Source organism: Enterococcus sp. AZ156 (assembly GCF_051714165.1).
Classification (GTDB): domain Bacteria; phylum Bacillota; class Bacilli; order Lactobacillales; family Enterococcaceae; genus Enterococcus_B; species Enterococcus_B pernyi.
Genome location: NZ_JBIORI010000001.1, coordinates 846488 through 871919, shown reverse-complemented (window position 1 = coordinate 871919; position 25432 = coordinate 846488). Strand labels below are relative to the sequence as shown.

The following is a 25432-nucleotide window of genomic DNA, read 5'->3' as shown; positions in this document are numbered from 1 at the left end:
CCTATTTATCATTAATTGTTTTTGTTTGGATATATTCTGGGTTTTCAGCTTCGATCGATTGTAAACCTAATAGGAGATTCTCCAATAAGATTTCCGCAATATTGTTTTGCTCTTGTGTCAATCGTGAAATTACTTCGACGTACAAATAGCCGCCTTCTTCTTCATTCATGTCAACAATCGGTTCAAAACCAGCTAATGATGAAATCCCATTGACAGTGCTGATCGCTAAAGCAGAAACACCTGCACAAACGATATCACTTCCGTAAGGACCGGCATCAGCGTGCCCAGTCAAAGTAAATGAAACGATTTGACCAGCGTCATTTCGTTTAAAAGTCCCTTTGATCATTGTTTAGGCCTTCTTTCTCAAACGCAGATTAAGCGTTGATCGCGTCGATAACCACTTTTGTGTATGGTTGACGGTGACCCTGTTTACGGTGTGAGTGTTTTTTAGGTTTGTATTTGAAAGTAACGACTTTCTTTTGTTTGCCATGTTTTTCAACTGTACCTTCAACTGTTGCACCAGAAACGGTTGGAGCGCCTACTTTCGTAGTTTCGCCACCTACTAGAATAACTTCGTCAAATACAACCTTTTCGCCTGCTTCAACGTCAAGTTTTTCGATGTAGATTGTTTGTCCAACTTCAACTTTTACTTGTTTACCACCTGTTTTAATAATTGCGTACATGCTTTAAAGCACCTCCTTATTTTCATACTTAGACTCGCCATCCAGAGTGACAGGGTGTCCTGTACTTAATCAAACTCATTCTGTGCGGTTGTAGCTGTGGAGACCACAATTACAACATTACTAGAATAACAAATCCTACTATAATAGTCAACAACTTTTTTATTTTGCCAATCATTCGTCAATTGAACGATTTCTTTCTATAATGGACAAGAATAGGAGTTGATACTATGGATTACCCAAAACATTTGATTGACGAAGCAACTCGGCGTATTCAAGGACACCGTGTGGAAGGATTTGTCGCTGGGCAAGGTCCTATCCGACCCAAATTGATGTTAGTTGGCGAAGCCCCTGGTAAAACAGAAATTGAAAATCACATTCCATTTAGCGGCCAAGCTGGCAAAGAGTTGATGAACGCACTAAAATCAGTCGGTTTATCTCGAGATGAAGTGTATATTACTAGCGCTGTCAGAAGCCGTCCTTATCGAATCGTCCAACGCATTAATGGACGGACAAAAAAATCAGAGATCGTTTATCCGAATCGAACGCCCAGTAAAACGGAAGTTTTTGCTCATGCACCAATCTTAGATTACGAACTGCAACATATACAGCCCTCTTTGATTGCCACGCTAGGCAATATTGGGCTACAACGTTTATTAGGTAACGACTATACGATTTCAAAAAATCATGGGAAACTGTATACCGGACCAGTCTTAGAGTTGAATCCACAGCATGATGCTTATCAATTTTCCACTAAACAGTATCGTGTTCTTCCCCTCTTCCACCCGGCGGCCATTTTTTATAATCGAACACTGACAGAAACGATTTTAGAAGATTGGCAAGAACTTGGAAAAATACTTGTTGAAAAAAAGTAAAGGCTACAAAAGAACCAACCAGTCTCTCAAATCATGATCGATTGGTTGGTTCTTGGTTTTAGCGACTAAATCAAGCTAAGATTGGATCTCCTTTGACCAAATCTTGGTTATAACGCGCGATTTTCTTTTGGAGACGTTCCTGACAAGCTTGCATCTCTGCAATTTTTTTTGCCAATTGTTCACTTTCTTCCATAAGAAGATCCCTACGAGCAAGAATTGTTTCATCGCCCGCGCTATATAAACGAATATATTCAGTCAAAGATTCAATCGATAAACCTGCACTACGCATACATAAGGTGAAATCGACCCAACGTAAATCTTCTTCCGTATAATCTCGGATACCTCCGTTTGTTCGGTTCACCGGTGGGATCAAACCGATTCGTTCATAGTAGCGTAACGTATCCGCAGAGATTCCTTTTTCTTCACTCACTTGTTTGATATTCATCCATTCCTACCTCCCGAACGTCTATAAACTTATTTTACCTTAGAACAGGCGGCAGCCACAATTTTTTTAGCGAATCCACTGACTATATTTCACTGTCTAACATATATTGTTTGTGTAAAGAGGTCAGCGCATGAGCCACCGTAAGATGTTGTTCTGTCTTTTGTTTTTCCCAAAGATGTTGCAATTGCTTTTCCACTTCTGGTTGTAACGAGGTGTAAATAATCGTTTGTTCTTTCATAGCAGCTTTTTCTTGAAATTCTTCAAATAAACTTTGCGCCGTCAAATCAATACTTGGCACCCCGCGCATTGAAAAAATGATTCCTTCTTTATCTGCTAATTCTGTTAACGTCGCTTTCAATCGTTCGGCGGACATGAAGAATAAAGGACCACTGATATAAACAACTGCCCAATTATCCAACTTTTTCGTTTCCGGTAAGCTCATTCGCTGCCAGTCGATTTCCTCCACTGAGATCGTGATGGCTGCACTCTTAACAATAAAAAATACACACCCACTAATAATTCCTATAACGATTGCAATACTTAGATCAAAAATCACTGTACACCCCATCGTCAAGAAAAATAGAAGAAGCGCTGACCAGTATCTTTTAGCGAATAGTTCTTTGATCGTTTCCCATTCATTCATATGCCAAGCTGTGACGATCAATACACCTGCTAATGCTGGCATCGGAATGTTCGACATGATTGGTGCAAAAATAAGCATGGATAGAAACAATACGATTGCATGGATCATTCCAGCTACTCTTGTTTGAGCACCGGATTTAATTGCGACACTCGTTCGAGCAATGGCTGCTGTAGCTGGAATCCCACCAAAAAATGGTAACAGTAGATTACCAATTCCTTGTGCGACCAACTCCTGATTACTATCTAACTGACGATTCGCCATTCGGCCTGCCGAAGCACCACACAACAAACTTTCGATCATACCTAACAGTGCAATGCTGATTGCTGGTACAATCACTGTTTGGATCGCTGACAAACTAAAATCACCAAGTACCAAACGGTTACTACTGATCAACGTTTGGGGAATTTCCCCTACGGTCGCAATTGGCCAATCAACGATCATCATCAACGCAGTTGTGAGGATGATTGCCAACAATGAGCTTGGGATCTTTTGCCCCCATTTTTTAGGATAGACCAACATCCCAATAATGACCAAACTTCCCATTAAAATCGTTGGCAAGGAAATTTCAAAGCCTAAGTTTTGATAACTAGCCAATTTTTCCATCACATTGGCCCCTTCTGAATGAACACCGAATAAATTATCGATCTGACCTAAAGCAATAATGATTGCAATACCAGAGGTAAACCCTGTGATGACAGGTGCAGGGATAAATGAAGTCAGCGTTCCTAATCGTAAGACACCCGCAGCGAGTAAAAGAACTCCAGCCAAAAAAGTAGCCAGTAAGACGCCTTGCATTCCTTGTTTTGCGGCAATCGACATCAAGATTGCTGCCATCGCGCCAGTAGGACCAGAAATCTGATAGAACCCACCAGATAAACCACCAATGACTAGACCAGCAATTACAGCAGTGATCAGACCAGCAGCTGCGTCTGCTCCACTTGAAACACCGAAAGCTAAAGCGAGTGGCAAAGCAACCGCCGCGACTGTAATACCTGCTAATAAATCTTTTTGAAATACTGAAAGATTATAACCAGAAAATTCTTTTTTCAATAAACCAATATAATTCTTTAACAACACTACTACCCCATTTTCATAAAAAATTGATAAAATGCACGTTACAGGATAGCATATTTTGTTGATTAAAGTAAGTTTTTTCACAAACTTTCATAATTTTTTTTCAGCAGTTATTCTTTTATATCCTAAAAGAATAACGTAATGAGTGCGATCGCTGCTAACCCACCTTGTTTGACGATGATCAAGCGATCACTAGTAAAGCTACCATAAGCCGCCACCAGCAAAATATAGATCAATAATAGCCCCGTGATTTCTTTTGGTGCATTTGAAAAATAAGCGCCGTACACCAATGCCACACCAAGTAACCCATTATAGATCCCCTGATTCTTAAATAAAGTCTGTACGGACTGACGTCCTAATTCTTCCTTTGGCATGTTGAAGACTCGACTAGTTGTTGCAGATTCCGTCGCAAAAGTTTCAATATACATGATATAAAGAAATTCCAAGGCAACAAGTGTAACTAAAATTTGAGATAATAATGTCATCTGTTTTCTTCCTTTCTAAAATCGGCGATCGACCGTCTTTTTTTAGCTGGATCATTGCTATGAGTACCAACCGAAAACGATCTCTCCTTGATTATAAAGGAACTGCTGTTTTTTTTCTGCAACTTACTCTCAAAAATCAAGAGTGTAACAATACAAACAAGTGACGGGGACATTACTCCTTTTGCATATTATAAAACTGAATAAACGGCGGGAACAGAAGTAACCTCTTCGGAAATAAGGCTAAACATTTCTGTCCCGACCTCTAGCAGTAGTCTTTATTTAGTCATAAGGTCGTGCTTAATAAGTAACAGGTTATTGATTCTCCTCCACCTAGATCGACTGGTTGGCGGCCAAAAATGGTAAATCCTTTTTTTAAGTAAAATTGGTAGTTGCAATTAGAGTCTGTATAGAGAAATATTCGCTTATTTTTATAGCGTCTCTCTATTTCTTCTAACAAGCGTGAACCAATCCGCTTACCCTTCAATGTGGGATCAACAGCAAAATAAGTGACTTCGCCTTCTGGATGAGTGGATGCAAATTCATGATACATTGTTTGATTGGCTTGGTCATAAGTTCCTATCGCCTCTCGATATCCGGTCAATCCCATCAATTTTTCTGCTACGTTGACAAACAAGCGTCTCCCCCATCCAACAGGCACTTTTGTTTCCCCATCGAAGCGAGCAAAAAGAAAGCCGACAAATTGACCGTCTAGATACGCACCTAATGTGACGGTTGATTTCATCAATGCGCCTGTAAGTGCATACTGACGATAGAGATAAAGTGCAATAGGATTTTCTGTATAGCTCGAAAAATTCATCCCTTGTGCTGCAAATTCACTTGCTTTGTTTAAGTCTTTTCTATCAATTGAACGAATCGTTAATTTTTCCATATCCATCTACTCCTTTTGAAACAAAACTTTCTTTCTTTACGTAACTTTATTATAATTACTTAAAAAGTGACTTCCTATAGGCAATGATTCAACATCTGTCCAATAATGAACACTTAGAAAGATACTGTCTAAAAAAGGAGATACAAATGGATCGTCGAAGCAAAAGAACGAAGCACGCAATCAAACAAGCCTTTTTAGATTTAACGAAAGAAAAACCCATCAATAAAATCACGATTGCGGAGCTTTCACAACAAGCAGATATCGGGAGAGGGACGTTTTATACTCACTATGAGGATATCTATGATTTGCGTTCAAAAATCATTGAAGAATCGATTTGTACACTGACAGATATCTTCGATCAAACTTACCCCAACAAAGAGCAATATGACTTTCGCCGATTCGTCCATACTTTAGTCAATCATGTAGATGAGAACAAAGCTGTTTTTCACTTTTTCTTTAATGATTTCATGGATGATGAACTCTCTGTCCAACTTACACAGATCCTGATAAAAAGAGTCATGGACGAAGAACAATTAGATATGAAAGATGTCAAAAATAAAGTAGAGATTCTTTTTTCTATTTCCGGCACTACTAGTGTCCTGACTGAGTGGATCAATGGAAATCTAAACGTGGAGAAAGAAGAATTGATTGCTATTTTAGATGACATCATCACACGGTTTTAATAAAAAAGAAGAACGACTATGCAACGACAATATCGTTGCTAGTGTTCTTCTTTTTTGTTCTTCTTTTTTTCGTAAGTGATATCATTACTCAAGTTGCATCAAAAATTCTCTTTGTTCATCACCTAAAGGGATGATTTTTTTCATAATACGAAACCGCCAGTGCTTTCTGCCAGCGGAAAAACGCCAGACCACGGATAATCCGCCACCTAATGCTACTTGTTCCTCTTCGATCACTGTTCGCTCATACGTGAGATGATCAATAACCTTCGTTTTAAAAAAATTCAAAAATAAAATCGTCACTTTGGTCTCATCGATCAATAAAATCACTTTACTACTGATACTGTCCAAACTCTGAGATTCCGCTAAACAGCGAAACATTCCTGATGATCGATACGGACCTGTTAAACGATCCATCCATTTTTTGGTGATTAACATAAGCGCTTCCCTTTATCCTCTCTTGAAATAAACCCATTCGATTTTCGATCTAAGGAACATCGGTCCTTATTAATCGTCCAGTTGATGTTGTTACTTTATTTTATCATAGATATCTACTTTCCCTATATTGATCCAAATGAAAAAACTTCAAAAAAATAGGTAATGATTAAAAAGATCCTTTTTTCCTTTTGATAAGCAAATTATTCTATTGTCAAAAAAGGCTAATTTACTGAGTACTCGTATTCATTCTATTTTTATCTACTTATTGATGTCTCTAATCAAACGCTAAAAATGACAGCAAATTATTTCTCGATATTCCATCTCAATGTTACAATCGCCCTTTGTTGATTTTATTTATAGGAGGAGTTATTTAATGTTCGCAATGTTTAAAACTGTCAAACTCAATCTGTGGCGGTCACTCTTAGCACTCATTATTTTAATTTTTGCTGATTGGGGAATGATGACATCTTATCCGATCTTCTCAGGTAGGTTAGATTGGACCTTTTTACCTATAGGGGGAGCGCTTGCTTTAATCATACTGATTGGTTGGAACAACACAAACACTTTATTCAAAAAAATCAATAAGAAAGATTGGCGTTGGATTGCTTTTATCCTTATTCTTGGTTCACTACTTTCAGATATTTTTATCTTGACTGGAAAGCTGCTGAATCAAACCATGGCCGCAAATGCTGGTGGAGATAATTAGTACGAAGGGTTAAACGTTGGTGAAATAATCCTATATTTATCACAGCTTAGCGTGAGCCTGATTGGAGAAGAACTTTATATTGCTGCGATTTTTGTTTTGATCTTTCTTTTACTTTCTACATTTATGCGTACTAAATTTTCTATTTGGGGCGCTAGTACGATTTCTCTATTGGTTTTTGGTCTCAGCCATTATGCCGTATACGATGGGAATCTCTATCAATGTATTTTTGTTATTGGTTTGGCTCATGCCCCTTCTCTCTATGCCTGGTTAAAAACACAAAACTTATTGATCCCTATGCTTGCACATATCTTATATGATTTGATTTTACTTTTTATCATTTTACTTTTTGGAATTTGAACCATCGATTTTTTATCCGATCAAGCTAGCACCTTCAACGTTCAGCGATGAATCAATCTTATTTAGCACAAGAGACAAAAAAACCGTTAGAAACAAAAGTTTCTAACGGTTTTTACGTCACAGGAGGGATTCGAACCCCCGACCGTCCGCTTAGAAGGCGGATGCTCTATCCAGCTGAGCTACTATGACAGCTTTAGCGGAACAAAAATAATTATAGATAAATTGAAAGCTTATGTCAATACAAAATAGTTATTTTATGAAACAAAAATTTTTATCGTACTTTTTTCTTACAGTTTTTACTGTAAAAATACAGCCACGATTTTCATATTATAATTTTTTGCTACGATCGACTTGTCATTTTATCATGGAACATGAAAGTCTGTTTCGTCCAACATAGTAAGGCAGAACTTGATTGGATAGATTCCCTACTTTCAACTTCTGCCTTGCTATCAATGAAATTGACTTAGCTACTCGCTTAGCTTAGCTAGCATTCTTTTGAATCTTTACTAAAAAATCTGGCAATTATAAGTCGATTGTTTCTGCCTCTTTCGTGATCAAAATCACACCATCACCCAAAGGTAACAACGTAGAGGTCAAATCCGGATGTTCCATAACCACGCGTAGAAATTCATTCAATTTACGATGGATCGCTCGTTTTCCTCTTGGGATCTCTTCATCTGACAGAAGAATCGTCCCTCCTTGAAAAATATCATCAACCATCAAGACGCCGCCTTTTTTCAATACACGAAGGCATTCAGGCAAGAATTCGATATATTTTGATTTTGCACTATCCATAAATATAAAGTCATACGGACCTGTCAATGTTGGCAAAATATCAGCCGCTTGGCCTTCTAATAATGTCACTCGATCCGTCATCTCTAAACGCTCATACGTTGCTTTCGCTTTTCTGATCATCACGTCAAAGCGATCGATCGTCGTCACATGACCTTCTTTTCCAATGACTTGTGCCATCAGACTAGAGGAAAAACCAATCGCAGCTCCAATTTCAAGTACTTCTTTTGGTTTGATCTGTCCTAATAAAAACTGCAAAAAGACGACCGTCTCATGAGGAATGATCGGCACTTCCGCCGCATGTGCTTCCTCTTCAACTTTCCCCAATTCTCCAGTTAACTGTTTTTGTTTTGTCCGCATAAAATCCAATAACTCTTCTTTTACAACGGGACGATGCATCATTTCATTACGCATACTTCCCCTCCTCTTCCAAACATTATACGAAGAAACCTATCTTTCGACAAGAGGGAGAAGCTGGTAAATAAAAATATGATTATTACATGTCAGAAAAAAAATCAGTTTCTTTCTCTCGACGTTGTTTCAGTTCAAGGTAGGTATGCCAAGCTGTAATGGAGGACAAGCACACAGCGATTCCTAGGAATACCCATTTCATCCAATTGAACGCATGCCGTGAGAACAATAACCCTATGTACGGGATCTTGAATATAGGCGTGCCAATAATATTACGATCTCGTACTGCTTCAACTTCGATTTGCGTTTTTCCATCAGCTTTCGTGTAAAAATACTGGTGTTGATCTTCAATAGCAACGACCCTTCTTGTCACGATATGTTTACCTGAATTTTCATAGTAGGTGATCACATCTCCAACTAAAATCGTATCTGTCTTTCTTTTCTGTACATAGATCAGACTTCCTTCTGCATAAGACGATGCCATCGCTTGGTCATCAATGATATGCGGTGTCAGCCCAAATACTCGAGGGAGCAGCACGACACACAAAATGATCGCTAGAAGAACCACTAACGAAATCGAACTGAAAAAAGTTATTTTTTTATAGATAGGCACATTGAACCTCCTTAAGAAACATTTTATTAAATCTATAATATAATAACGAAATTTTTTTGACAATATTAATACTCAGTTTGAAGATTCTCTATAAAAAAATAAACAAGCAAACAAAAAAAACGATAAAAATAGCTAAAAATTGACTGTTAAATGAAAAAAGTTTACTCTGGAATTAGATAATTTATTAAAGGAGATTTGTCTATGGTTATTTTTAATAACGGACGTAATAAAATTATACCATTCTCTATGAAAATCAAATGGAGCGTACTTATTATATTTGCATCGTTATTTATAATAAGTATCGCTTATTTTTTCATTACCTCTTCACGCCAATCGACAATAAACAAATGTCTCAGATTGATGATTCATGGGTCTATTATTCCGAGCACGATCCTTATTTTCAGTTCGACAGTAACCATATCGACTACATGCCGTCCATCGACAAGAATGAACCATTTATAATGGAAACTACTCTACATAAAGAATTGGCGGATGCCAATCTCTTGATCAAAGGCAATCATCAATGGTTAAGTGTCTCATTAGATGACGCGCTACTCTACAGTCGCTCCAAAGAAAGCGCACGAAACAATCCTGGATTGTCTTTATCGATCATCGATCTACCAGAACCCTATGTAGGCAAGACGTTGAAAATCGTTGTTTCCTCGCCTTATCAAAATTATGCTGGTCTAACACCCAAAGTTTATTTGGGGACCACCAGTCCAATGATCAGCTTCATTTTTTCACAATCGATCCCACAAGTCATCGCGATGATCTTGGCTTTCGTTATCGCCATCGGATTGTTGATCTGGACTAGCTATATTCTCTACAGGCATAATAGATTAGATCGTTCATTATTGATTTTGAGCCTATTTTCTTTCGTGCTTGGATTTGAATCGATTTCGGAAGATATCTTGAGTGGTGTTCTTTTTGAACCAATCGTACATTCGATTTTTTCACACTTATTTGCAATCTTGACTTCTATACTGATTATTTTTTACTATCAGTCCAAAATGACAAACTATCAGAAATGGTATGGTTATTTCTGCTATTTCCAAACATTTGTTTTTGCCAACATCTTGCTTTATGCATTATTTTCAGATTTTGAATTACCTGAATTGATGCCCTTCGCTAGTGTTGTTAGTGTTGTTAGTGTTGTAAGCACTCTAGTTACTTCTATAGCAAGTATCGGTGAAGCATATAAACAAAATCGTTTTTTCACTGTATGTAGTCCTTGGATCGTTTTGATCTCTATCTTTCATTGTATGTTTTATATTCAAACTGCCTTAGGGATTGGGCATTCGATCATCAACTGGTCCACGCTCTTATTTGCGATTCTCCTGATTGTTATTGTCGGATACAATATCATGGAGAATATCATGAAAATCGATAGTTACCATAAAGAACGTCTTTTCTTACAAACTAAAACAGATCTGATCGAAACACATTATGCAAAAATCCAAGCACAGATCCAACAAATCGATCAAGCAAAAAATGACTTTGTTGTACAAATGGAAGAATTGAGTCAATTGATTGATACAAATGAACAAGCCGAAGTGAAAACTTACTTAAAACGGATCGTAGACGAAACAAGACGATTGGATTTGTCTCTTTTTCCGACAGGTCACCAACTAACAAATTTGATTTTGGCTAGATATCAAGAAGTCGCTGCTAAAAAGAATATCAAGGTTGATTTTCACACCCACATCCCAGCTTCTTTACCGATCCATGATGAAGATTTCACACAATTACTCATCCATATTTTAGAGCATTCGTTTCGCGAAACACAAGCCATTGAAAATCCTTTGCATCGAGAAATCTATTTATCGATCCAAGAAATCAATTCTCACATCCAGATCCACTGTGAGCACAGTACACACTATGAGAAAAATATTTTTTCCAAACATGTGACAGAAGAATTGATACGACAAGAACAGTATGACTTGATGATGATTCAGACCACGCTCGACAAATACAGCAGCACCTTGGTCCAAGAAAAAGATAAGTGGGTCGATCGCCTAAAAATCAATATATCCTCTAATTAAAAAAGACCTTCAAAAGCAGTCAACAGGCTGTTTTTGAAGGTCTTATAATCTATTTCAGATTGTCGGGTCTGGGATATTGGCTATTCGTCAGCTTATCACCCTACAACCGAATAAATGATGTTCCAGAAGCGGACATTCAACATTAAACTAAAAAATTGTAAAATACGAAAAACTATTTTTCAATTTTCTATCTTACTTCCTAGGTCAAGACGCTTCTGTCACAACCTTATTTAGTACAATAACTCCAATAAATCTTGTGCTTCGATTGCACCAAAATACTTCTTGATATCGATCGTTTCCACTGCTTCTTGTAAAGTAGCTTTGTCATACTTTATACCTGTCAACACTTGTTCAACATCTTTGATATCTCCTAGACCAAAGAAATCGCCGAAGATTTTTACATCCTCGATTATCCCTTCTGAGACATTCAGATGTACCTCGATCGACCCAATCGAAAAGCGTTTTTGGCGTGAAAAGTTGAAATCTGGTGATTTTCCATAATTCCAATCCCAATTTCGATAATACTGCTCAGAAATTTGATTGATTTTTTCCCAATCTTTTTCTGTCAATTCATAGGTCTTTACGTCTTCTACTGAAGATACGCCGAAAATTTTCAAAAGAATGTCTTCACGAAATTCTTCGGTTGTCATCCCTTGTTTTTCCTCAGGTAAGAATGGTTTGATATTTGTAACTCGTGAACGAATCGATTTGATTCCTTTGGATTCGATTTTTTCTTTTTTCACTTTCAGCGCATTGACTACCTCATCAATGTCTGAATCGAACATGATCGTTCCATGTGCAAACATTCGACCATTTGTAGCATACATAGCATTCCCTGAAAACTTCAAGCCATCGATTACCAGGTCATTACGTCCTTTTAATTCGGCACCTGAAATACCTAATTCGTGTAACGCTTGGATGATTGGTTTAGTCACCTTCGCAAAGTCACGGAACGAATCCCCATCATCTGGCATGATGAAACTGAAATTCAAGTTACCAAAATCATGATATACTGCTCCACCACCGCTTAAACGACGTACCACATGGATGCCATGTTCTTCAACATATTCACGATTGATTTCTTCGATCGTGTTTTGATTTCGACCAATAATGATTGACGGTTCATTGATGTAAAAAAGCAAGATTGGTTCTTCTAATGGCATCTCTTGCAGTAAAAAGGTCTCGATTGCTAAATTTACTCTTGGATCATGGTTTTCATTTGGTACAAAAATCATTCTGCTCGTCCTCCTATATATCAAACACTTTATCGACTTCAGCTAAAGCAACTTCGATTTCTTCTCCAGCCGCTTCTTTTGCTTCATTCTCTAATTGTGTTAGGTCACCGAATTGTGGCAAGTGTGTCAAAACCAGTTTTTTGACTTTTGCCGCTTTTGCGATCTCTCCGGATTCTTTTGAAGTGAAATGCGCTTTGTGTCGCTCATTTCCTGCAAAAAGATACGTGTCTGCCAAAAAGAGATCCGCCTCTTTAGCGAAGGGAATAAAACTCTCTAAATAGCCAGAATCTCCTGTAAAAACAAGTACTTTTCCGGTGGCTCTTTCGACAATACGCATGGCATAACAAACCACTGGATGAATCGTTTCCAAGAACGTGATCGAAAATGGTCCGACTTCAAGTTCTTGGGTTGGATCATATGACACTCCTTGGGACACTCCTGGCATCGTCAATTGTTCAAAATGACTGGCATCTTTCGTATGTCCATAGATTGGTAATAGCTTTTCCTGATCTCTGTTTGGATGCAATTGCCATTCATATTGCAAAACACCTAGATCTGCGATATGGTCATGATGATAATGGCTGATGATCACAGCATCTAAAGCAAGCGGATCAAGATGGTCTTCCAATTTCACAAGCGTTGCGCTCCCTGCATCAATCAACAAATTAAATTGATCAGCTTGCAACAGATAACTCGTCGTTCCTTGTTTTTTATAAGGATATGCACCTAAGCAACCTAAAACGGTTAATTTCATGACTGATTCCCCCTCAAAAACTTATGCTACCACAATTTCTTATTTTCATAAGAAAAACTGCTTATTCGAAGTGAAAGTATTCCATTGGGCTGCCTTTTTCAATACGAGCTTGTTCGTAAAATTGTGCAATCGACACATTGACATAAGCAATTACCCAAAGTAGACCAAAGAACAGCGCAATAAATCCGAGAATATACCAACCAATAAATGAAAGTTGTAGAAGAAGATAGGTCCCAATACGATCTTTCAATAAAAACCAGGCATATTTCAAACTTTGGATAACTGTCAGTTTCGGATAGTCAAACTTTGTCCAAGCAGCAAATTGGAATAATCCTGCAACGATCGTCATCACAAATAGCGACACGAAGAATAGTAAAGTTGTAAAGACTGCAAAACTCAGATCAATCGTAAAATCATTTATCATCCCTTGCGGTGATGCATTTCCATTAAAAAGTAGATTGATATACGTATTGAATCCGCCAATCAAAAAACTAGGCAAAAGTATAATCCCGTTGATTAACCAATTAAATACGGTATTTAAAAGATTGATAAGCAGAATCGGTACAAAATATTCTTTTTGAAAAACAGCAAATAACAGATTGGATTTTGCTCGCCCACCTCTGACCACAACTAATGAGATATAATAGACCCCATAAGTAAACGCAAAGATCAATACGTGTTGGAGCAAAAAATTGAGTATGTTTGCCTGTGTGCTATCTGTTGGGAAGATACCTACAAAAAGCTGCTGGATGATCAACCCAATAAAGACTGAAAGGAAAATGATCCAAGCATTGATCCCCCACTGTCCTTCTAAAGATGCTCGGGCTTTTTTTCGATATTCAGAAACATTCTTCATTACTCATAACTCCTGATTTCTGCTACTTTTTCACTATCCAAACGTTTGACTACTTCAGTAACTAACTTCACTGTATTGAAGTAATCTTCTTCATGGATGATCGATGTATGTGAATGCAGATAACGAACGGGTACCGTGATTGCAATAGATGGCACACCATTACGTGACACATGCATTTGGCCCGCATCTGTTCCCCCACCGGTGATGACAGTATATTGGAATGGAATAGCCATTTCTTCTGCCACTTGGATCACAAAATTCAATAATTTTTTATGTGGGATCATCGAAGCATCGAAAATCAAGATTTGTGGTCCTTTACCTAAAACTGAATCTGCCTCTTTCGGTGTCATCCCTGGTGTATCTCCAGCAGTACCTGTATCTAAAGCAATCGCAATGTCAGGGTCGACCAAATGAGTACTTGTGCGCGCACCTCTTAAACCAACTTCTTCTTGTACATCACTTCCAGCAAATAAGACATTCGGATGTCCTTCTTTTGCTAGATTTTCAAGTACACGTAAAGAAACAGCTGTCCCAATACGATTGTCCCATGCTTTTGCTAACAAGAATTTTCCATCATTCATTCGACGATATTCAATATAAGGAGTGACCATATCACCAGGACGAATGCCCCATTCCGTCGCTTCTTCTTTGCTTGTCGCCCCGATGTCAATAAACATATCTTTGATATCATAAGGTTTGTTACGAACTTCAGCAGTCAAGACATGTGGTGGTTTTGAACCAATCACGCCATGGATGATTTTTCCCTCTTGGGTCTTGATTTCTACTTGTTGTGCCAACATGACTTGGCCCCACCAACCACCAAGTGTTTGAAATTCAATAAATCCTTTATCTGTGATCTTTGTAACCATAAAACCAACTTCATCCATATGTCCGGAGATAAATACTTTAGGGCCCTTGCCAGAATCATGTTTTGCGATGATACTACCTAGACCATCGTAAAAAATATCATCTGTGAACTGCTCTGCATATTTTTTATAGACTTTTCGTACCTCTTCTTCATTTCCTGGTACGCCACGCGCAGTTGTTAAATCAATCAATAATTGTTCTTCATTTTTATTCAAACGCTTTCCCTCTTTTCCATACTTAATAGTAGAATTATATCATTGTTCACTGATTTTTGGGCAGCATATTTGTTTGATTTATGCAGTCATATTATAACACCAGTCTTCTTTTGAATCTGCTAACATCTAAAAAACAACCCATAACATCCCCTCTATTGGGACGTTACAGGTCATTCCTCGAATTTCTTCATTCGTCTTTTATTTTGGTTCCAATGTATCGTTTATTTTTCTGGTAGTGTATCTGGGGTTTGCAATTGCCAATCCTTACTATAGAAAGAATCATCCATTTGATAATGAGACATCGGTTGCTTCTCTTCTAGGAAAGGTTGGATATACTGATCTGCAGTCAACCAGCCTTGCCACCCAAGATGGATCGTATCTTCCATAAAGTAGGGAACATTAGCCATTTTGGTTAAATCTGCGATGTGTTGAAATCCTTGTTTCTTTAATTGATACCTGATTTTTTTAGCAAATCCTTGCAACATTTCTTGAGACAAACCGGTATAATCACTCCACTTTTCATTCACTGGCGGAAGAATGAATAATGCTTCAGTATGTTCATTTGCTAGTTGCTGCAATAATAATTGAAAATCAGAATATTCCTTTGAAAAACGATAATCCCAGTCTTTCTGTGAGTCTTTCAACTCAGCTAAATGGTGTTTGATTCGGGTATTGTAGAAATCATCTTTTAGAGCAAAAGGATTATTCTTAGTTTTACTAGCACCAATCTGCGTAGCGAGCTTATTTAGTTGTTCTTTTTCATAGCTAGTCGGTAATGGTTTAGTCGCTTGATCGATCTGTTTTTGTTTATCCGTCAAACCAATCCCACTAAATAATTCATCCTCACGCTTCAAGATGTTCCATTTATCTTCCAAGCCTGCTAATTCTTTATCATTGGGTTTGATTCCTTTTTGTACTGTACTTAAAATCCGCGTGATGTCTTCATCTTTCGAAACGATTGAAAAACTTAATAAACGTCGCGCGAAATAGCGATCTGAAGCAGTCACTTTTTTTATTGAAAACAGCCAATCCAATGTCTGTAACTCTGAATAGTGGGTACTGAAATAGTCTTCCTTCACCCCGTCTTTTACGAACCACTGAGGAGACACGATGACCACTACTTTTTTATTTCTGAGATCCTTACTAGCTGAGCGCATCATCATGAACTGGCTCAGCGATTGAGTCCCAGGGGCACCTAATAAAAATGGTTCGTAGCTCCGTTGATATTTCTGGGCTAAAACAGAAGGATGAAAGGGACTGATCCTACTCAATTCACTCGAACCAAGAAAAGGCACATACTTTTTTTCAGCAAAAGCTGTATTTTTGATTACATCCCCTCGTAAGACGTTGTCTGACATCGAACTGGCTGCTCTATGAATGATTTCTGGGTCAGCTACATTCACGCGATAGGATGAAGTGAAAAAAATCGCAATCAGTATAAACGCAAGTATCACTGGACCAAAAATCGCAAACAGCTTTTTCTTCATCATTATCCCTTCAATTCGTTGACTTGATCAATGATTTTGTTTGGTGTTGCCCATTCTTCCCGATCAAATTCTGATACAGGAACTTGTACATCAAGCTGTCCATCCAGCTCAACTAATAATTGAACAGATCCTAGTGAATCCAATAAACCTTCACCAAACAAATCGATTTCTTTATTTTCTTTCACTTCATCTGTACCTGTAATCTCTGCTAAAATCGTTAAAACTTGTTCTTCCATATCTATTCTCTCCTTTAAACTCGTCATTTATTTAAAAAATAGTTGATCTAAAAATCCTGAAAAAATCAATAAGCTAGCACATACTGCTTGAAACGTCATGAAAACAGAAAATGCGTGGGTCAAGCGATTGGAAGGAAGTTTTTTCTTCCGTTTTTTCTTATAGCGAATCCATGAATCTGTCACACAAATCAGCGTTGCATGATAGATACCATACAAAATGTAGTACCATGTCAAACCGTGCCAGACACCCATCAATAGAAACAATGCAAAGTATCCGATATTTGAAGTCACGATCTTACTCTTGAACCATTTTTTCTTCATCAAGAAGAACATCAACCGCATATACACGTAATCTCTGAACCAGAAGGACAAAGACATATGCCAACGATTCCAGAACTCTTTGATGTTCCAAGCTAAAAATGGTTTGTTGAAATTGATCGGGGTATCATAGCCCATCAAATAACTCGTACCAACTGCAAACAAACTATAGCCAGCAAAATCGAAAAAGAGATACAAACTATAGACATACATGTAACCCAATAGCCACCATGAGATTCCGCCATGAGCCAAGGCACCTTTTGATACGATGGGTAACAGTACCTGTCCGAGATAATGACCGATGATGAATTTGTATAAAAAACCCATAAACAAATGATGGACCCCTTTTTCCAACATTTCCAGATATTGTTCCTTTGTTGGTGGTTGGAGCTGATCTTTTTCAAATCTTCGATAACGATCGATTGGTCCTGAAGAAATGGTTGGAAAAAACAACAAGAACTGAATATAACGGTAAGGATGATAGGTTTTGATCATACCGTCTCTCATTTCCATGATCATTTGTACCGATTTGAATGTTAAATAGGAAATACCCAGAAAACTAAGCAGTGATCCCTTACCAGATGTTAGAAATGGTGTGACTTTCGTAATTGCTAAAGGTAGAATTGCTAGAACTACCGCTAGATAAAACCATACACTCTGATTTCTTTTTTTTCGATAAGTGAAATAACACCAAACAAGTATACTTTGCCAGACCACATAGCTAATCAAAGCAAGTCCTTGTTGCCAATACGTTCCTCCAAAGCTGATGAACAAGAAAAAGAAAGTTACAAGAACTTGATAAGTTCCTAAACGTTTCTGGAAAAATAGTAGAGAAAAAATGATTGGCGCTAACGCAAAACTCAGTAATAGAAAATAATACGGCTCCGCATAAGGAATCATATGTGGGAGACTCATCACCTATTCACCTCAGCTGTCAATGCTTTTCGATCAATTTTCCCATTGTTCGTTTGTGGCAATTGGTCAATAAACGCCACTTTTTGTGGGATCATATAGTCCATTAGAAAATCGGTCAACCTTTGTTTGATCGAACGTATCAACTGATAATTAGTATCCGGAATCGCTTGGTTCAGTACAACAAACGCCACTAATTGTTGGACTTTCGACCCTTGATATTTGGGAACAACGATTGCTTGATTGATTCGTTCATCTTTAAGCAACGCATGTTCAATATCACCTAATTCAATGCGGTAGCCATGTAATTTCACCTGTTGATCGATTCTTCCCTCAATAAAAAGCAATCCGTCCTCTGCTAAATATCCTGCATCTCCTGTTCGATAGTTTTGATGCCCAGTTACTTGAAAGAACACTTCCTTCGTTTTTTCAGGATTGTTCAAATAGCCTTTTGACACGCTAGGACCAGTAATCAAAATCTCGCCACGATCACTTGCGCCATTTTTCAAAATAGATACGGTCGTATCGGACTTGACATAGCCAATTGGTAATCGTTCATACGTAGCTAATACTTCTCTTGTGATCAATATACTAGAGATGGCTACTGTCGCTTCTGTCGGCCCATACGTGTTGAAAATTTTGGCTGAAGGAAACCGTTCGAGTAACGCTTGCGCCGTTTTCTTCGTCAATTCCTCGCCACAGAAAATGAACGTAGCCAGCTCTGGTAAATGCCCCTCGTCAAAAGATGCGTCCATCAAGCAAATATCGACAAACGAAGGAGTCGATACCCAGATGTCCAGTTTTAATTGTGGTAAAATAGCAAATAATTTTTGAAAATCTTGGACGTTTTCCTTGAATAAAGGCTTGATGATCCCACCAGAAACTAATGCTGGATACAAAGTGAACACAGATAAATCAAAAGAAAAAGGTGCTTGTGCTAAAAAAGCTTGTCCCTCTTTGATTGGAAAGTCGCGCAAGACCCAATCGACAAAGCTCACCAAGTTATCATGACTGATTTGCACACCTTTGGGTTCTCCTGTGGTGCCCGAAGTAAAAATAAGATAAAAATTTTCATCACCTTTCACTACATGCTCAAATGGATAACCAACTATCGAGGCGATGATCGAGCGTAAACAATCTTTTTGGATGATTGGTATATCTGTCCCAATCTCCCAGTCACTTAAACTAATGATCATACTAGGTTGTGCGACACGTAAAATCGCTTCGATCCGCTCCTTCGGTGTTTGGGCATCAATCGGTAGATACGCATGTCCTGCTTTCACTGCGCCCAAGAATGATACCACCATCTCAAACTCTAGATTGCCGAACACGACGATTGGCCCCTTCGTAGTCAAACGCTTCTCTAAGTAATAGCCTAATGCATCTGAGGAGTGCTTCAGTTCTTGATATGTGTGTTGCTCCTCTGCTGTCTGATATGCGATTCTATCTGGGTCTGCTATTCCCCAAAAATCGATCGCAGCCACGATTCCTTTTTTCTTCATCGTTTCCCTCCTAGAATTCGTTATATATAAATGTTCCACCTTGAATATTTTTGTAATGATACAAATAAATGAGTAATAATAGTATCGTCGAATAAACAAGGGTTCGAAGCATAAAAGTTCGCCAATATCGAACCTGTGGTTGCTGCCACCATTGTTTCATCTCTTTTTCCTCCTATTTAGATCCTTAGTCAAATTCTACTCATTCTATCCACAAAAAAACATTTGTTTTACTAACAGAATGCGCTTTACAGCTAACAGTTTTGTCACTAACTAAAGAGAACAAAAAAAGAGCCGTACGAAAATAAATTCGTACAACTCGATTCTGTCCTTCGTTCAGCTAGAATAAGATCCCCTTTTTGCTCTATTTTTCTTATTCCTCAATGATCCGACAATATAAACGACTAGTCATAAAGTAAAAGAGTAGGTAAATGACGATCAATAAGCCACAGACAAAGTATGCCAACCAATAGTCTGCCCCTTCTACATATTGAGAAAACACATTGATGGCAAATACTGCATGAGTGATGCCCAAAATCATTGGTGGAAAAAACATCAACGCATTTTGTTTATAGATCATCCGATTTGTTTTGCGTTGAGCAATCCCTAATTTTGTTAGCAATTGATAATTGGTTCGTTCAATTTCAGCTTCGGATAATTGTCGCACCATCAAGATACTACCGGTTGCGATGATCACGATCATTCCAACAAAAAGGGCAACAAAGATATTGATCCCAATTTGGCGGTCGATGGCACGCAACCTAGGATAGCGCGCATTATAATTCAAACGTGATGTTTGTCCTGTCAATTTATTTTCTGAATATTCGTTTTCCTCTTCTTTAGAAGCATCTGTATGGATCGTCCCAACTATTCCTTGGTCAGTAATCTCATAACTATAATAAATCGTGTGTGTCCAATTAGTAGCTACTTCTTTATTTAATCGTTCGGTCATTTTTTCTTGATTACCGCCAGTCACATTCCAATTGATGATCTGATATTCTAATCCAGTGACACGGTCAAAGACTTCTTGAGCAACGACCAATGTCGGTCCATAATAGGTCATGCCCTCATCTCCTAAAAATCCAGGAAGAACCTGTTGGATCAAAAGTTCTTGTTTATCCGGCAGATAGATCTTTTTCCCATAACTGGAAAAATTACGAAACATCGTTTCTACTGAATCTAACATAATTGCATGGTCTTTCTCTGTAAGTTTGATGTTTGGCAGACTAGGTTTGATTTTGCGAAAGGCGCGGTATTCTTTTTCTGAAATCAAATTGACTGGCTTGATTTCATTGCCACCAGATACCGAACCGATACTCAGGTTATAATAGCTCCCTACTACTTTGTAATGAAAGACTAATTCGTCGCTGATTTTCTGATTCTCTTCTGTTAAGATCGGTCGCAGTTTATCTGCCGTTTGAGTATCTAATTGATAAGAAACAGGCGCATCAATTTCCTCACGATGAGCAATGAGCGTCGAGATTCCAATCATTCCGCCGATCATTGCCAAAGATAGGCCAATAACTAATGTGATCAACGAATTCATTCGCCAGCCTTTTAACAGATGGATTTGTGTATTCCCAATCAACAAAAAATTGGTTCCCCGGTACTTAAATCTCGATTCACTCAACAAATGGAGCAGTAATCGAAAAGAATAACGAAAGAACAGGTAGGTCCCTAATATGCAGACAAACAATATTGAAAAGGGAAAAGCAATCATCAATCCTAGATTGACTTTTTTTTCAAATAGCTGGCTAATTGTTTCTCTGAAGTTCAATGCAGCGAAATAGCTGCTAGAAATCATCAATACTCCGATCACGCCCAATAAACGATGCCTTGTGCGAATACGCAACATTGAACTTTCCACTTGTTCTCTTTCCCCAAAACTACGATTCATGGGATAACTCCAAATCTTCCATAGTGAATAAAGAGAAACTGCCGAAAGAATAACAAAAAATACCACAACGGTTTCAAAAATGGACGGGATAGAAATAAAAAAACGACTAGTAATGTCCATCTTCATCATTCGTACTAAAATCATTTGAAACAATTTTGAGAAAATACTTCCCAATAAAATCCCTAACATACAAGCAAAAAAACCAATGGTCATCGTTTCCAACACATAGATTGATGAAATCTGGAATTTGCTGATTCCGAATAATTGATAGATCCCAATCTCTTTTTGTCTCCGATTGAGAAAAAAGCGATTAGCACTGAGTACGAAAAAGAGTAAGACAACAGTAATGATCCAACTACCAAGCTTTAAAATATTATCTATCGAAACATCTTGACTTGCCCTTCGAATCAGTGATTGGTCATAGGTCATCGCGCTAAATGAGTAATAGATCATCGTCGATAAGGTCAAACTGAAGAAATAGACAAGGTAGCCCCTTGATTGTTTTAAAAAACTTTTTGCGGCTAATTTATAAAGCATTGATTTTACCGCCTCCTCCAATCGTCGCCTGCATATCGATGACTTTTTCAAAGAATTCTTTTCTCGTCCCACGGCGGATCACTTCTGAAAAAATCACTCCATCTTTGATAAATAAAATACGGTTGCAATAACTAGCTGTATAAGGATCATGTGTCACTAATAAGATCGTTGATTTTTCAACTTCGTTCACTGTTTTTAAATAATTCAACAATTCTGTTGCTGATTTTGAATCCAATGATCCGGTTGGTTCGTCTGCGAAAATCACCTCTGGTTCTACTACTAAAGCTCTAGCTGCCGCAATGCGTTGTCTTTGTCCAACTGACATTTCATCAGGATAACGTTTTAGTAATTCTTCGATCCCCAAAAGCTGGGCAACATGTAAAACTCTTCGGTCCATTTCATCTTTCGCCATATTTTCAACAGCCAAAGGAAGTAAAATATTATCTTTACCATTCAATGTATCAATAAGATTGAACGTTTGAAAGATAAAGCCAATTTTTTTTCGTCTGAAATCACTCAATTCATGTTTTTTCATTTTTGTGATTTCATTTCCTTGGATCATCACACTACCCATCGTCGGTAGATTGATCGTTGATAAGATATTCATCAGAGTAGTCTTTCCCGCTCCACTCGGCCCCATGATCCCAATAAACTCTCCTTCTTCAACTGAAAAAGAAACATTGTCTAATACTTTGACCGGTGATTTACTACTTCCATAACTTTTACTTAAATGTTTTACTTCGATTATTTTACTCATGCTAGTCCTCCACCTTTATCCTTAATTGAATAGTAGCACATCCTTTCCTTTTTTTCCCTTTTGATTTTGTCACCTGATCACTCACGAAAATTATCCTGGAAATTTTTTTATTCAATTTTTTTATTCAAAAAAAAATAATTCGTATTTTTCAAAAGCTGATACTGCACGTTTTCACTTTTTTTCACAAGATAATATACACCATATATAGTATACTCATTCAATTATACAGCGATAAAACACTATATGTAGCAGATAATTAGTTGCTCCTTTCTTCAATTTGTTTTATGATAGACAAGAACTATTTTTTGTAGGAGCTGAAGAAAATGAAACGAACAGATCAAGAAATGGCTGTGCTAGAAAAACAGCCTGAAACCAAAAAAATGACTGTCATCAAACGCGATGGACGCGAGGTACCATTTGATGAACAGAAAATAAATGCCGCACTGATCAAAGCAGAAAAGAAAATTCACGGTTCCTTATCTCCTATTACGTACGAAAAGATCCAATCAATCGCAGAACTTGTGATCAAAGAAATCAAAGATCGCTTCGCAAATAACGTAAAAATCTATGAGATCCAAAACATCGTTGAACATATCTTGTTAGAAAAAAACGAATATGCCTTAGCAGAAGAATATATCCATTATCGAACAAAACGTGATTTTGCTCGTAGTAAAGCAACTGACATCAACTTTTCGATCGAGAAACTGATCAATAAAGACCAAAGTGTTGTCAATGAAAATGCGAACAAAGATAGTAATGTATTCAATACGCAGCGTGACTTGACTGCTGGCATCGTTGGGAAATCGATCGGATTGAAATTACTTCCACCGCATATTGCCAACGCCCATCAAAAAGGCGATATCCATTATCATGATCTCGATTACCATCCGTATACACCAATGACAAATTGCTGTTTGATCGACTTCAAAGGTATGTTGAACAACGGGTTTAAAATTGGAAATGCAGAAGTCGAATCACCAAAATCGATCCAAACAGCAACGGCACAGATTTCACAGATCATTGCCAATGTTGCATCTAGCCAATATGGCGGATGTTCTGCCGATCGCACAGATGAATTGCTTGCTCCTTTTGCACAATTAAATTACAAAAAACATTTAATTGTTGCCAAAGAATGGATCGACACACCCGAACGGCAAGAAGCCTATGCAAAAGCAAAAACCAAAAAAGATATTTTTGATGCCATGCAAAGTTTGGAATATGAGATCAATACACTTTTCACTTCCAACGGACAAACGCCTTTTACTTCACTCGGCTTCGGTCTAGGTAAAAATTGGTTTGAACGAGAAATCCAAAAAGCGATTTTACAAATCCGAATCAATGGATTAGGCAGTGAGAAACGGACAGCGATCTTCCCAAAATTGATATTTACACTAAAAGACGGAATCAATCTTAAACCAACTGATCCAAACTATGACATCAAACAATTAGCCTTAGAATGTGCCACAAAAAGAATGTACCCAGATATTCTAAATTATGACAAGATCGTTGAATTGACAGGAAGCTTCAAAGTACCAATGGGCTGTCGCTCCTTCTTACAAGGTTGGAAAGACGAGAACGGTGAAGAAGTGAATGTCGGAAGAATGAATCTAGGTGTGGTTACGTTGAACTTGCCGCGGATCGCCTTAGAAGCAGACGGTGACCAAGAAAAATTCTGGCAATTACTTTCAGATCGCTTGTCGATCATGAAAGATGCCTTAGTTTATCGTGTCGAACGTTGTAAAGAAGCGATTCCAGCAAATGCACCGATCCTTTACATGTATGGTGCATTCGGTAAACGACTATCTCGTACAGATGCCGTAGATGAATTATTTAAAAATCGTCGAGCAACTGTTTCATTAGGCTACATCGGACTTTATGAAGTCGCTGCTTCTTTCTTTGGCGGTGAATGGGAAAATAATGCTGAAGCCAAAGACTTCACTCTAGATATCGTGAAAAAACTAAAAGCCAATGCAGACGCTTGGGGAAATGAATATGGCTATCACTTCAGCGTATATTCCACACCAAGTGAAAGCTTGACGGATCGTTTTTGCCGTTTAGATACAGAGAAATTCGGTATCGTTGAAAATATCACAGATAAGGAATATTACACTAACAGTTTCCACTATGATGTGCGTAAAAATCCAACGCCATTTGAAAAGCTTGAATTTGAAAAAGACTATCCAAAATACTGTTCTGGTGGCTTTATCCATTACTGTGAATACCCAGTGTTGCAACAAAACCCTAAAGCATTAGAAGCTGTTTGGGACTTTGCCTATGACAAAGTAGGATATTTAGGAACCAATACACCGATCGATCATTGCTACCAATGTGGTTTTGAAGGAGATTTCCAACCAACTGAACGTGGCTTTGAATGCCCAGAATGCGGCAATCACGATCCAAAATCATGTGACGTAGTCAAACGAACATGCGGCTATCTAGGAAACCCACAAGCCCGCCCAATGGTCCACGGCAGACACAAAGAAATCTCATCACGCGTGAAACATATGAAGTAAGGTTGTGAAAGAAGCGTTTAGCACTGAGTAATAAGACAGAAAAATCAAAAATAGTTCTTTCATTTTAGATTTTTTTGACTTATTACCGAAGTGTTGCTTCTTGAACACCGTAGATAAGGTTGTGAGAAAAGCGTCCTGACCTGAGCAGTAAGATGGGAAATCAGAAAATAGCTTCTCATATTTTTTGATTTTTCAGCTTAGTGTTGAAGGTCAGCTTTT

At 37.9% G+C, this 25432-nt stretch carries 25 protein-coding genes, 1 tRNA gene, 1 pseudogene and 1 other annotated feature; of the genes and pseudogenes, 6 read left to right on the top strand and 21 right to left on the bottom strand.

Going from position 1 to position 25432, the window contains the following annotated elements; all coding sequences use genetic code 11:
* Position 1: 1 nt before the first annotated feature.
* On the bottom strand, positions 2-346 hold the full coding sequence (locus tag IGJ95_RS04190; RefSeq protein WP_010736012.1) for a ribosomal-processing cysteine protease Prp: 345 nt from the start codon (positions 344-346) through the stop codon (positions 2-4).
* A 28-nt stretch (positions 347-374) separates the two neighbouring features.
* On the bottom strand, positions 375-683 hold the full coding sequence (gene rplU / locus IGJ95_RS04185) for a 50S ribosomal protein L21 (protein ID WP_019723824.1): 309 nt from the start codon (positions 681-683) through the stop codon (positions 375-377).
* A 20-nt stretch (positions 684-703) separates the two neighbouring features.
* Positions 704-783: a sequence feature (ribosomal protein L21 leader region), on the bottom strand.
* Between the two features lie 127 nt (positions 784-910).
* Here rplU and IGJ95_RS04180 point away from each other — a divergent pair.
* Positions 911-1555 (top strand): uracil-DNA glycosylase, encoded by a 645-nt coding sequence (locus tag IGJ95_RS04180; protein WP_194179767.1) that lies wholly within the window; start codon positions 911-913, stop codon positions 1553-1555.
* A 70-nt stretch (positions 1556-1625) separates the two neighbouring features.
* Here IGJ95_RS04180 and IGJ95_RS04175 read toward each other — a convergent pair whose 3' ends face one another.
* The 4 genes from IGJ95_RS04175 to IGJ95_RS04160 all read right to left on the bottom strand — a co-directional run bounded on the left by IGJ95_RS04175 (position 1626) and on the right by IGJ95_RS04160 (position 5091).
* Complete coding sequence (locus IGJ95_RS04175; RefSeq protein WP_010736015.1) at positions 1626-2000, bottom strand: MerR family transcriptional regulator; 375 nt, start codon at positions 1998-2000, stop codon at positions 1626-1628.
* Between the two features lie 82 nt (positions 2001-2082).
* A complete protein-coding gene (locus IGJ95_RS04170; protein ID WP_023519344.1) occupies positions 2083-3717 on the bottom strand; it encodes a SulP family inorganic anion transporter in 1635 nt (544 codons plus the stop codon).
* Positions 3718-3842: 125 nt separating this feature from the next.
* Entirely contained in the window at positions 3843-4202 is a 360-nt protein-coding gene (locus tag IGJ95_RS04165) for a DUF1304 domain-containing protein (protein WP_010736017.1), read from the bottom strand.
* 283 nt (positions 4203-4485) lie between these two features.
* Positions 4486-5091, bottom strand: a complete 606-nt coding sequence (locus IGJ95_RS04160; protein WP_010736018.1) for a GNAT family N-acetyltransferase — start codon at positions 5089-5091, stop codon at positions 4486-4488.
* Between the two features lie 146 nt (positions 5092-5237).
* Here IGJ95_RS04160 and IGJ95_RS04155 point away from each other — a divergent pair, with 146 nt between their 5' ends.
* Positions 5238-5774, top strand: a complete 537-nt coding sequence (locus IGJ95_RS04155) for a TetR/AcrR family transcriptional regulator (protein WP_010736019.1) — start codon at positions 5238-5240, stop codon at positions 5772-5774.
* 84 nt (positions 5775-5858) lie between these two features.
* Here the strand turns inward: IGJ95_RS04155 and IGJ95_RS04150 are convergent, their stop codons facing one another.
* Positions 5859-6209 carry a hypothetical protein gene (locus tag IGJ95_RS04150; protein ID WP_010736020.1) on the bottom strand — a complete coding sequence of 117 codons (351 nt, stop codon included), beginning with the start codon at positions 6207-6209 and terminating at the stop codon, positions 5859-5861.
* 373 nt (positions 6210-6582) lie between these two features.
* On the opposite strand from IGJ95_RS04150, the gene IGJ95_RS04145 reads away from it, so the two are divergent.
* Together IGJ95_RS04145 and IGJ95_RS04140 are read left to right on the top strand one after the other, a co-directional pair.
* Entirely contained in the window at positions 6583-6915 is a 333-nt protein-coding gene (locus tag IGJ95_RS04145) for a hypothetical protein (RefSeq protein WP_010736021.1), read from the top strand.
* Between the two features lie 24 nt (positions 6916-6939).
* Positions 6940-7272: a CPBP family glutamic-type intramembrane protease gene (locus IGJ95_RS04140; protein ID WP_080637939.1), complete on the top strand. Its 333-nt coding sequence runs from the start codon at positions 6940-6942 to the stop codon at positions 7270-7272.
* Between the two features lie 115 nt (positions 7273-7387).
* Here IGJ95_RS04140 and IGJ95_RS04135 read toward each other — a convergent pair.
* The 3 genes from IGJ95_RS04135 to IGJ95_RS04125 form a co-directional block, all read right to left on the bottom strand.
* Positions 7388-7461: transfer RNA gene (locus IGJ95_RS04135), tRNA-Arg, on the bottom strand.
* A gap of 333 nt (positions 7462-7794) precedes the next feature.
* Positions 7795-8478, bottom strand: a complete 684-nt coding sequence (locus tag IGJ95_RS04130) for an O-methyltransferase (protein WP_010736023.1) — start codon at positions 8476-8478, stop codon at positions 7795-7797.
* An 82-nt stretch (positions 8479-8560) separates the two neighbouring features.
* The gene (locus tag IGJ95_RS04125) at positions 8561-9088 is read right to left on the bottom strand and encodes a signal peptidase I (RefSeq protein ID WP_023519280.1); all 528 of its coding nucleotides are present in this window, start codon (positions 9086-9088) and stop codon (positions 8561-8563) included.
* Between the two features lie 201 nt (positions 9089-9289).
* Between IGJ95_RS04125 and IGJ95_RS04120 the strand changes: the two are divergent.
* Positions 9290-11130: pseudogene (locus tag IGJ95_RS04120) on the top strand (hypothetical protein).
* A 230-nt stretch (positions 11131-11360) separates the two neighbouring features.
* Here IGJ95_RS04120 and IGJ95_RS04115 read toward each other — a convergent pair.
* The 11 genes from IGJ95_RS04115 to IGJ95_RS04065 form a co-directional block, all read right to left on the bottom strand.
* On the bottom strand, positions 11361-12365 hold the full coding sequence (locus IGJ95_RS04115; RefSeq protein ID WP_010736027.1) for a lipoate--protein ligase: 1005 nt from the start codon (positions 12363-12365) through the stop codon (positions 11361-11363).
* Positions 12366-12378: 13 nt separating this feature from the next.
* Positions 12379-13119 (bottom strand): MBL fold metallo-hydrolase, encoded by a 741-nt coding sequence (locus tag IGJ95_RS04110; protein ID WP_010736028.1) that lies wholly within the window; start codon positions 13117-13119, stop codon positions 12379-12381.
* 61 nt (positions 13120-13180) lie between these two features.
* A complete protein-coding gene (locus tag IGJ95_RS04105; RefSeq protein ID WP_010736029.1) occupies positions 13181-13975 on the bottom strand; it encodes a DUF975 family protein in 795 nt (264 codons plus the stop codon).
* On the bottom strand, positions 13975-15057 hold the full coding sequence (locus tag IGJ95_RS04100) for a M42 family metallopeptidase (RefSeq protein ID WP_010736030.1): 1083 nt from the start codon (positions 15055-15057) through the stop codon (positions 13975-13977). Before IGJ95_RS04100 ends, IGJ95_RS04105 begins: the two co-directional genes overlap by 1 nt.
* A gap of 221 nt (positions 15058-15278) precedes the next feature.
* Positions 15279-16544: a D-alanyl-lipoteichoic acid biosynthesis protein DltD gene (dltD, locus tag IGJ95_RS04095; RefSeq protein ID WP_438761482.1), complete on the bottom strand. Its 1266-nt coding sequence runs from the start codon at positions 16542-16544 to the stop codon at positions 15279-15281.
* 2 nt (positions 16545-16546) lie between these two features.
* Positions 16547-16780 carry a D-alanine--poly(phosphoribitol) ligase subunit DltC gene (gene dltC, locus IGJ95_RS04090; protein WP_010736032.1) on the bottom strand — a complete coding sequence of 78 codons (234 nt, stop codon included), beginning with the start codon at positions 16778-16780 and terminating at the stop codon, positions 16547-16549.
* A gap of 27 nt (positions 16781-16807) precedes the next feature.
* Complete coding sequence (gene dltB, locus IGJ95_RS04085) at positions 16808-18013, bottom strand: D-alanyl-lipoteichoic acid biosynthesis protein DltB (RefSeq protein ID WP_153830330.1); 1206 nt, start codon at positions 18011-18013, stop codon at positions 16808-16810.
* Positions 18013-19512, bottom strand: a complete 1500-nt coding sequence (dltA, locus tag IGJ95_RS04080; protein WP_062805532.1) for a D-alanine--poly(phosphoribitol) ligase subunit DltA — start codon at positions 19510-19512, stop codon at positions 18013-18015. Before dltA ends, dltB begins: the two co-directional genes overlap by 1 nt.
* 10 nt (positions 19513-19522) lie before the next feature.
* A complete protein-coding gene (locus IGJ95_RS04075) occupies positions 19523-19672 on the bottom strand; it encodes a teichoic acid D-Ala incorporation-associated protein DltX (protein WP_010736035.1) in 150 nt (49 codons plus the stop codon).
* A 210-nt stretch (positions 19673-19882) separates the two neighbouring features.
* The gene (locus IGJ95_RS04070; RefSeq protein WP_062805533.1) at positions 19883-21943 is read right to left on the bottom strand and encodes an ABC transporter permease; all 2061 of its coding nucleotides are present in this window, start codon (positions 21941-21943) and stop codon (positions 19883-19885) included.
* Positions 21933-22700: an ABC transporter ATP-binding protein gene (locus IGJ95_RS04065; RefSeq protein ID WP_019723768.1), complete on the bottom strand. Its 768-nt coding sequence runs from the start codon at positions 22698-22700 to the stop codon at positions 21933-21935. The genes IGJ95_RS04070 and IGJ95_RS04065 overlap by 11 nt, the downstream gene beginning before the upstream one ends.
* A gap of 323 nt (positions 22701-23023) precedes the next feature.
* On the opposite strand from IGJ95_RS04065, the gene nrdD reads away from it, so the two are divergent.
* Complete coding sequence (nrdD, locus tag IGJ95_RS04060; RefSeq protein WP_438761480.1) at positions 23024-25213, top strand: anaerobic ribonucleoside-triphosphate reductase; 2190 nt, start codon at positions 23024-23026, stop codon at positions 25211-25213.
* The last annotated feature ends 219 nt before the right edge of the window (positions 25214-25432 follow it).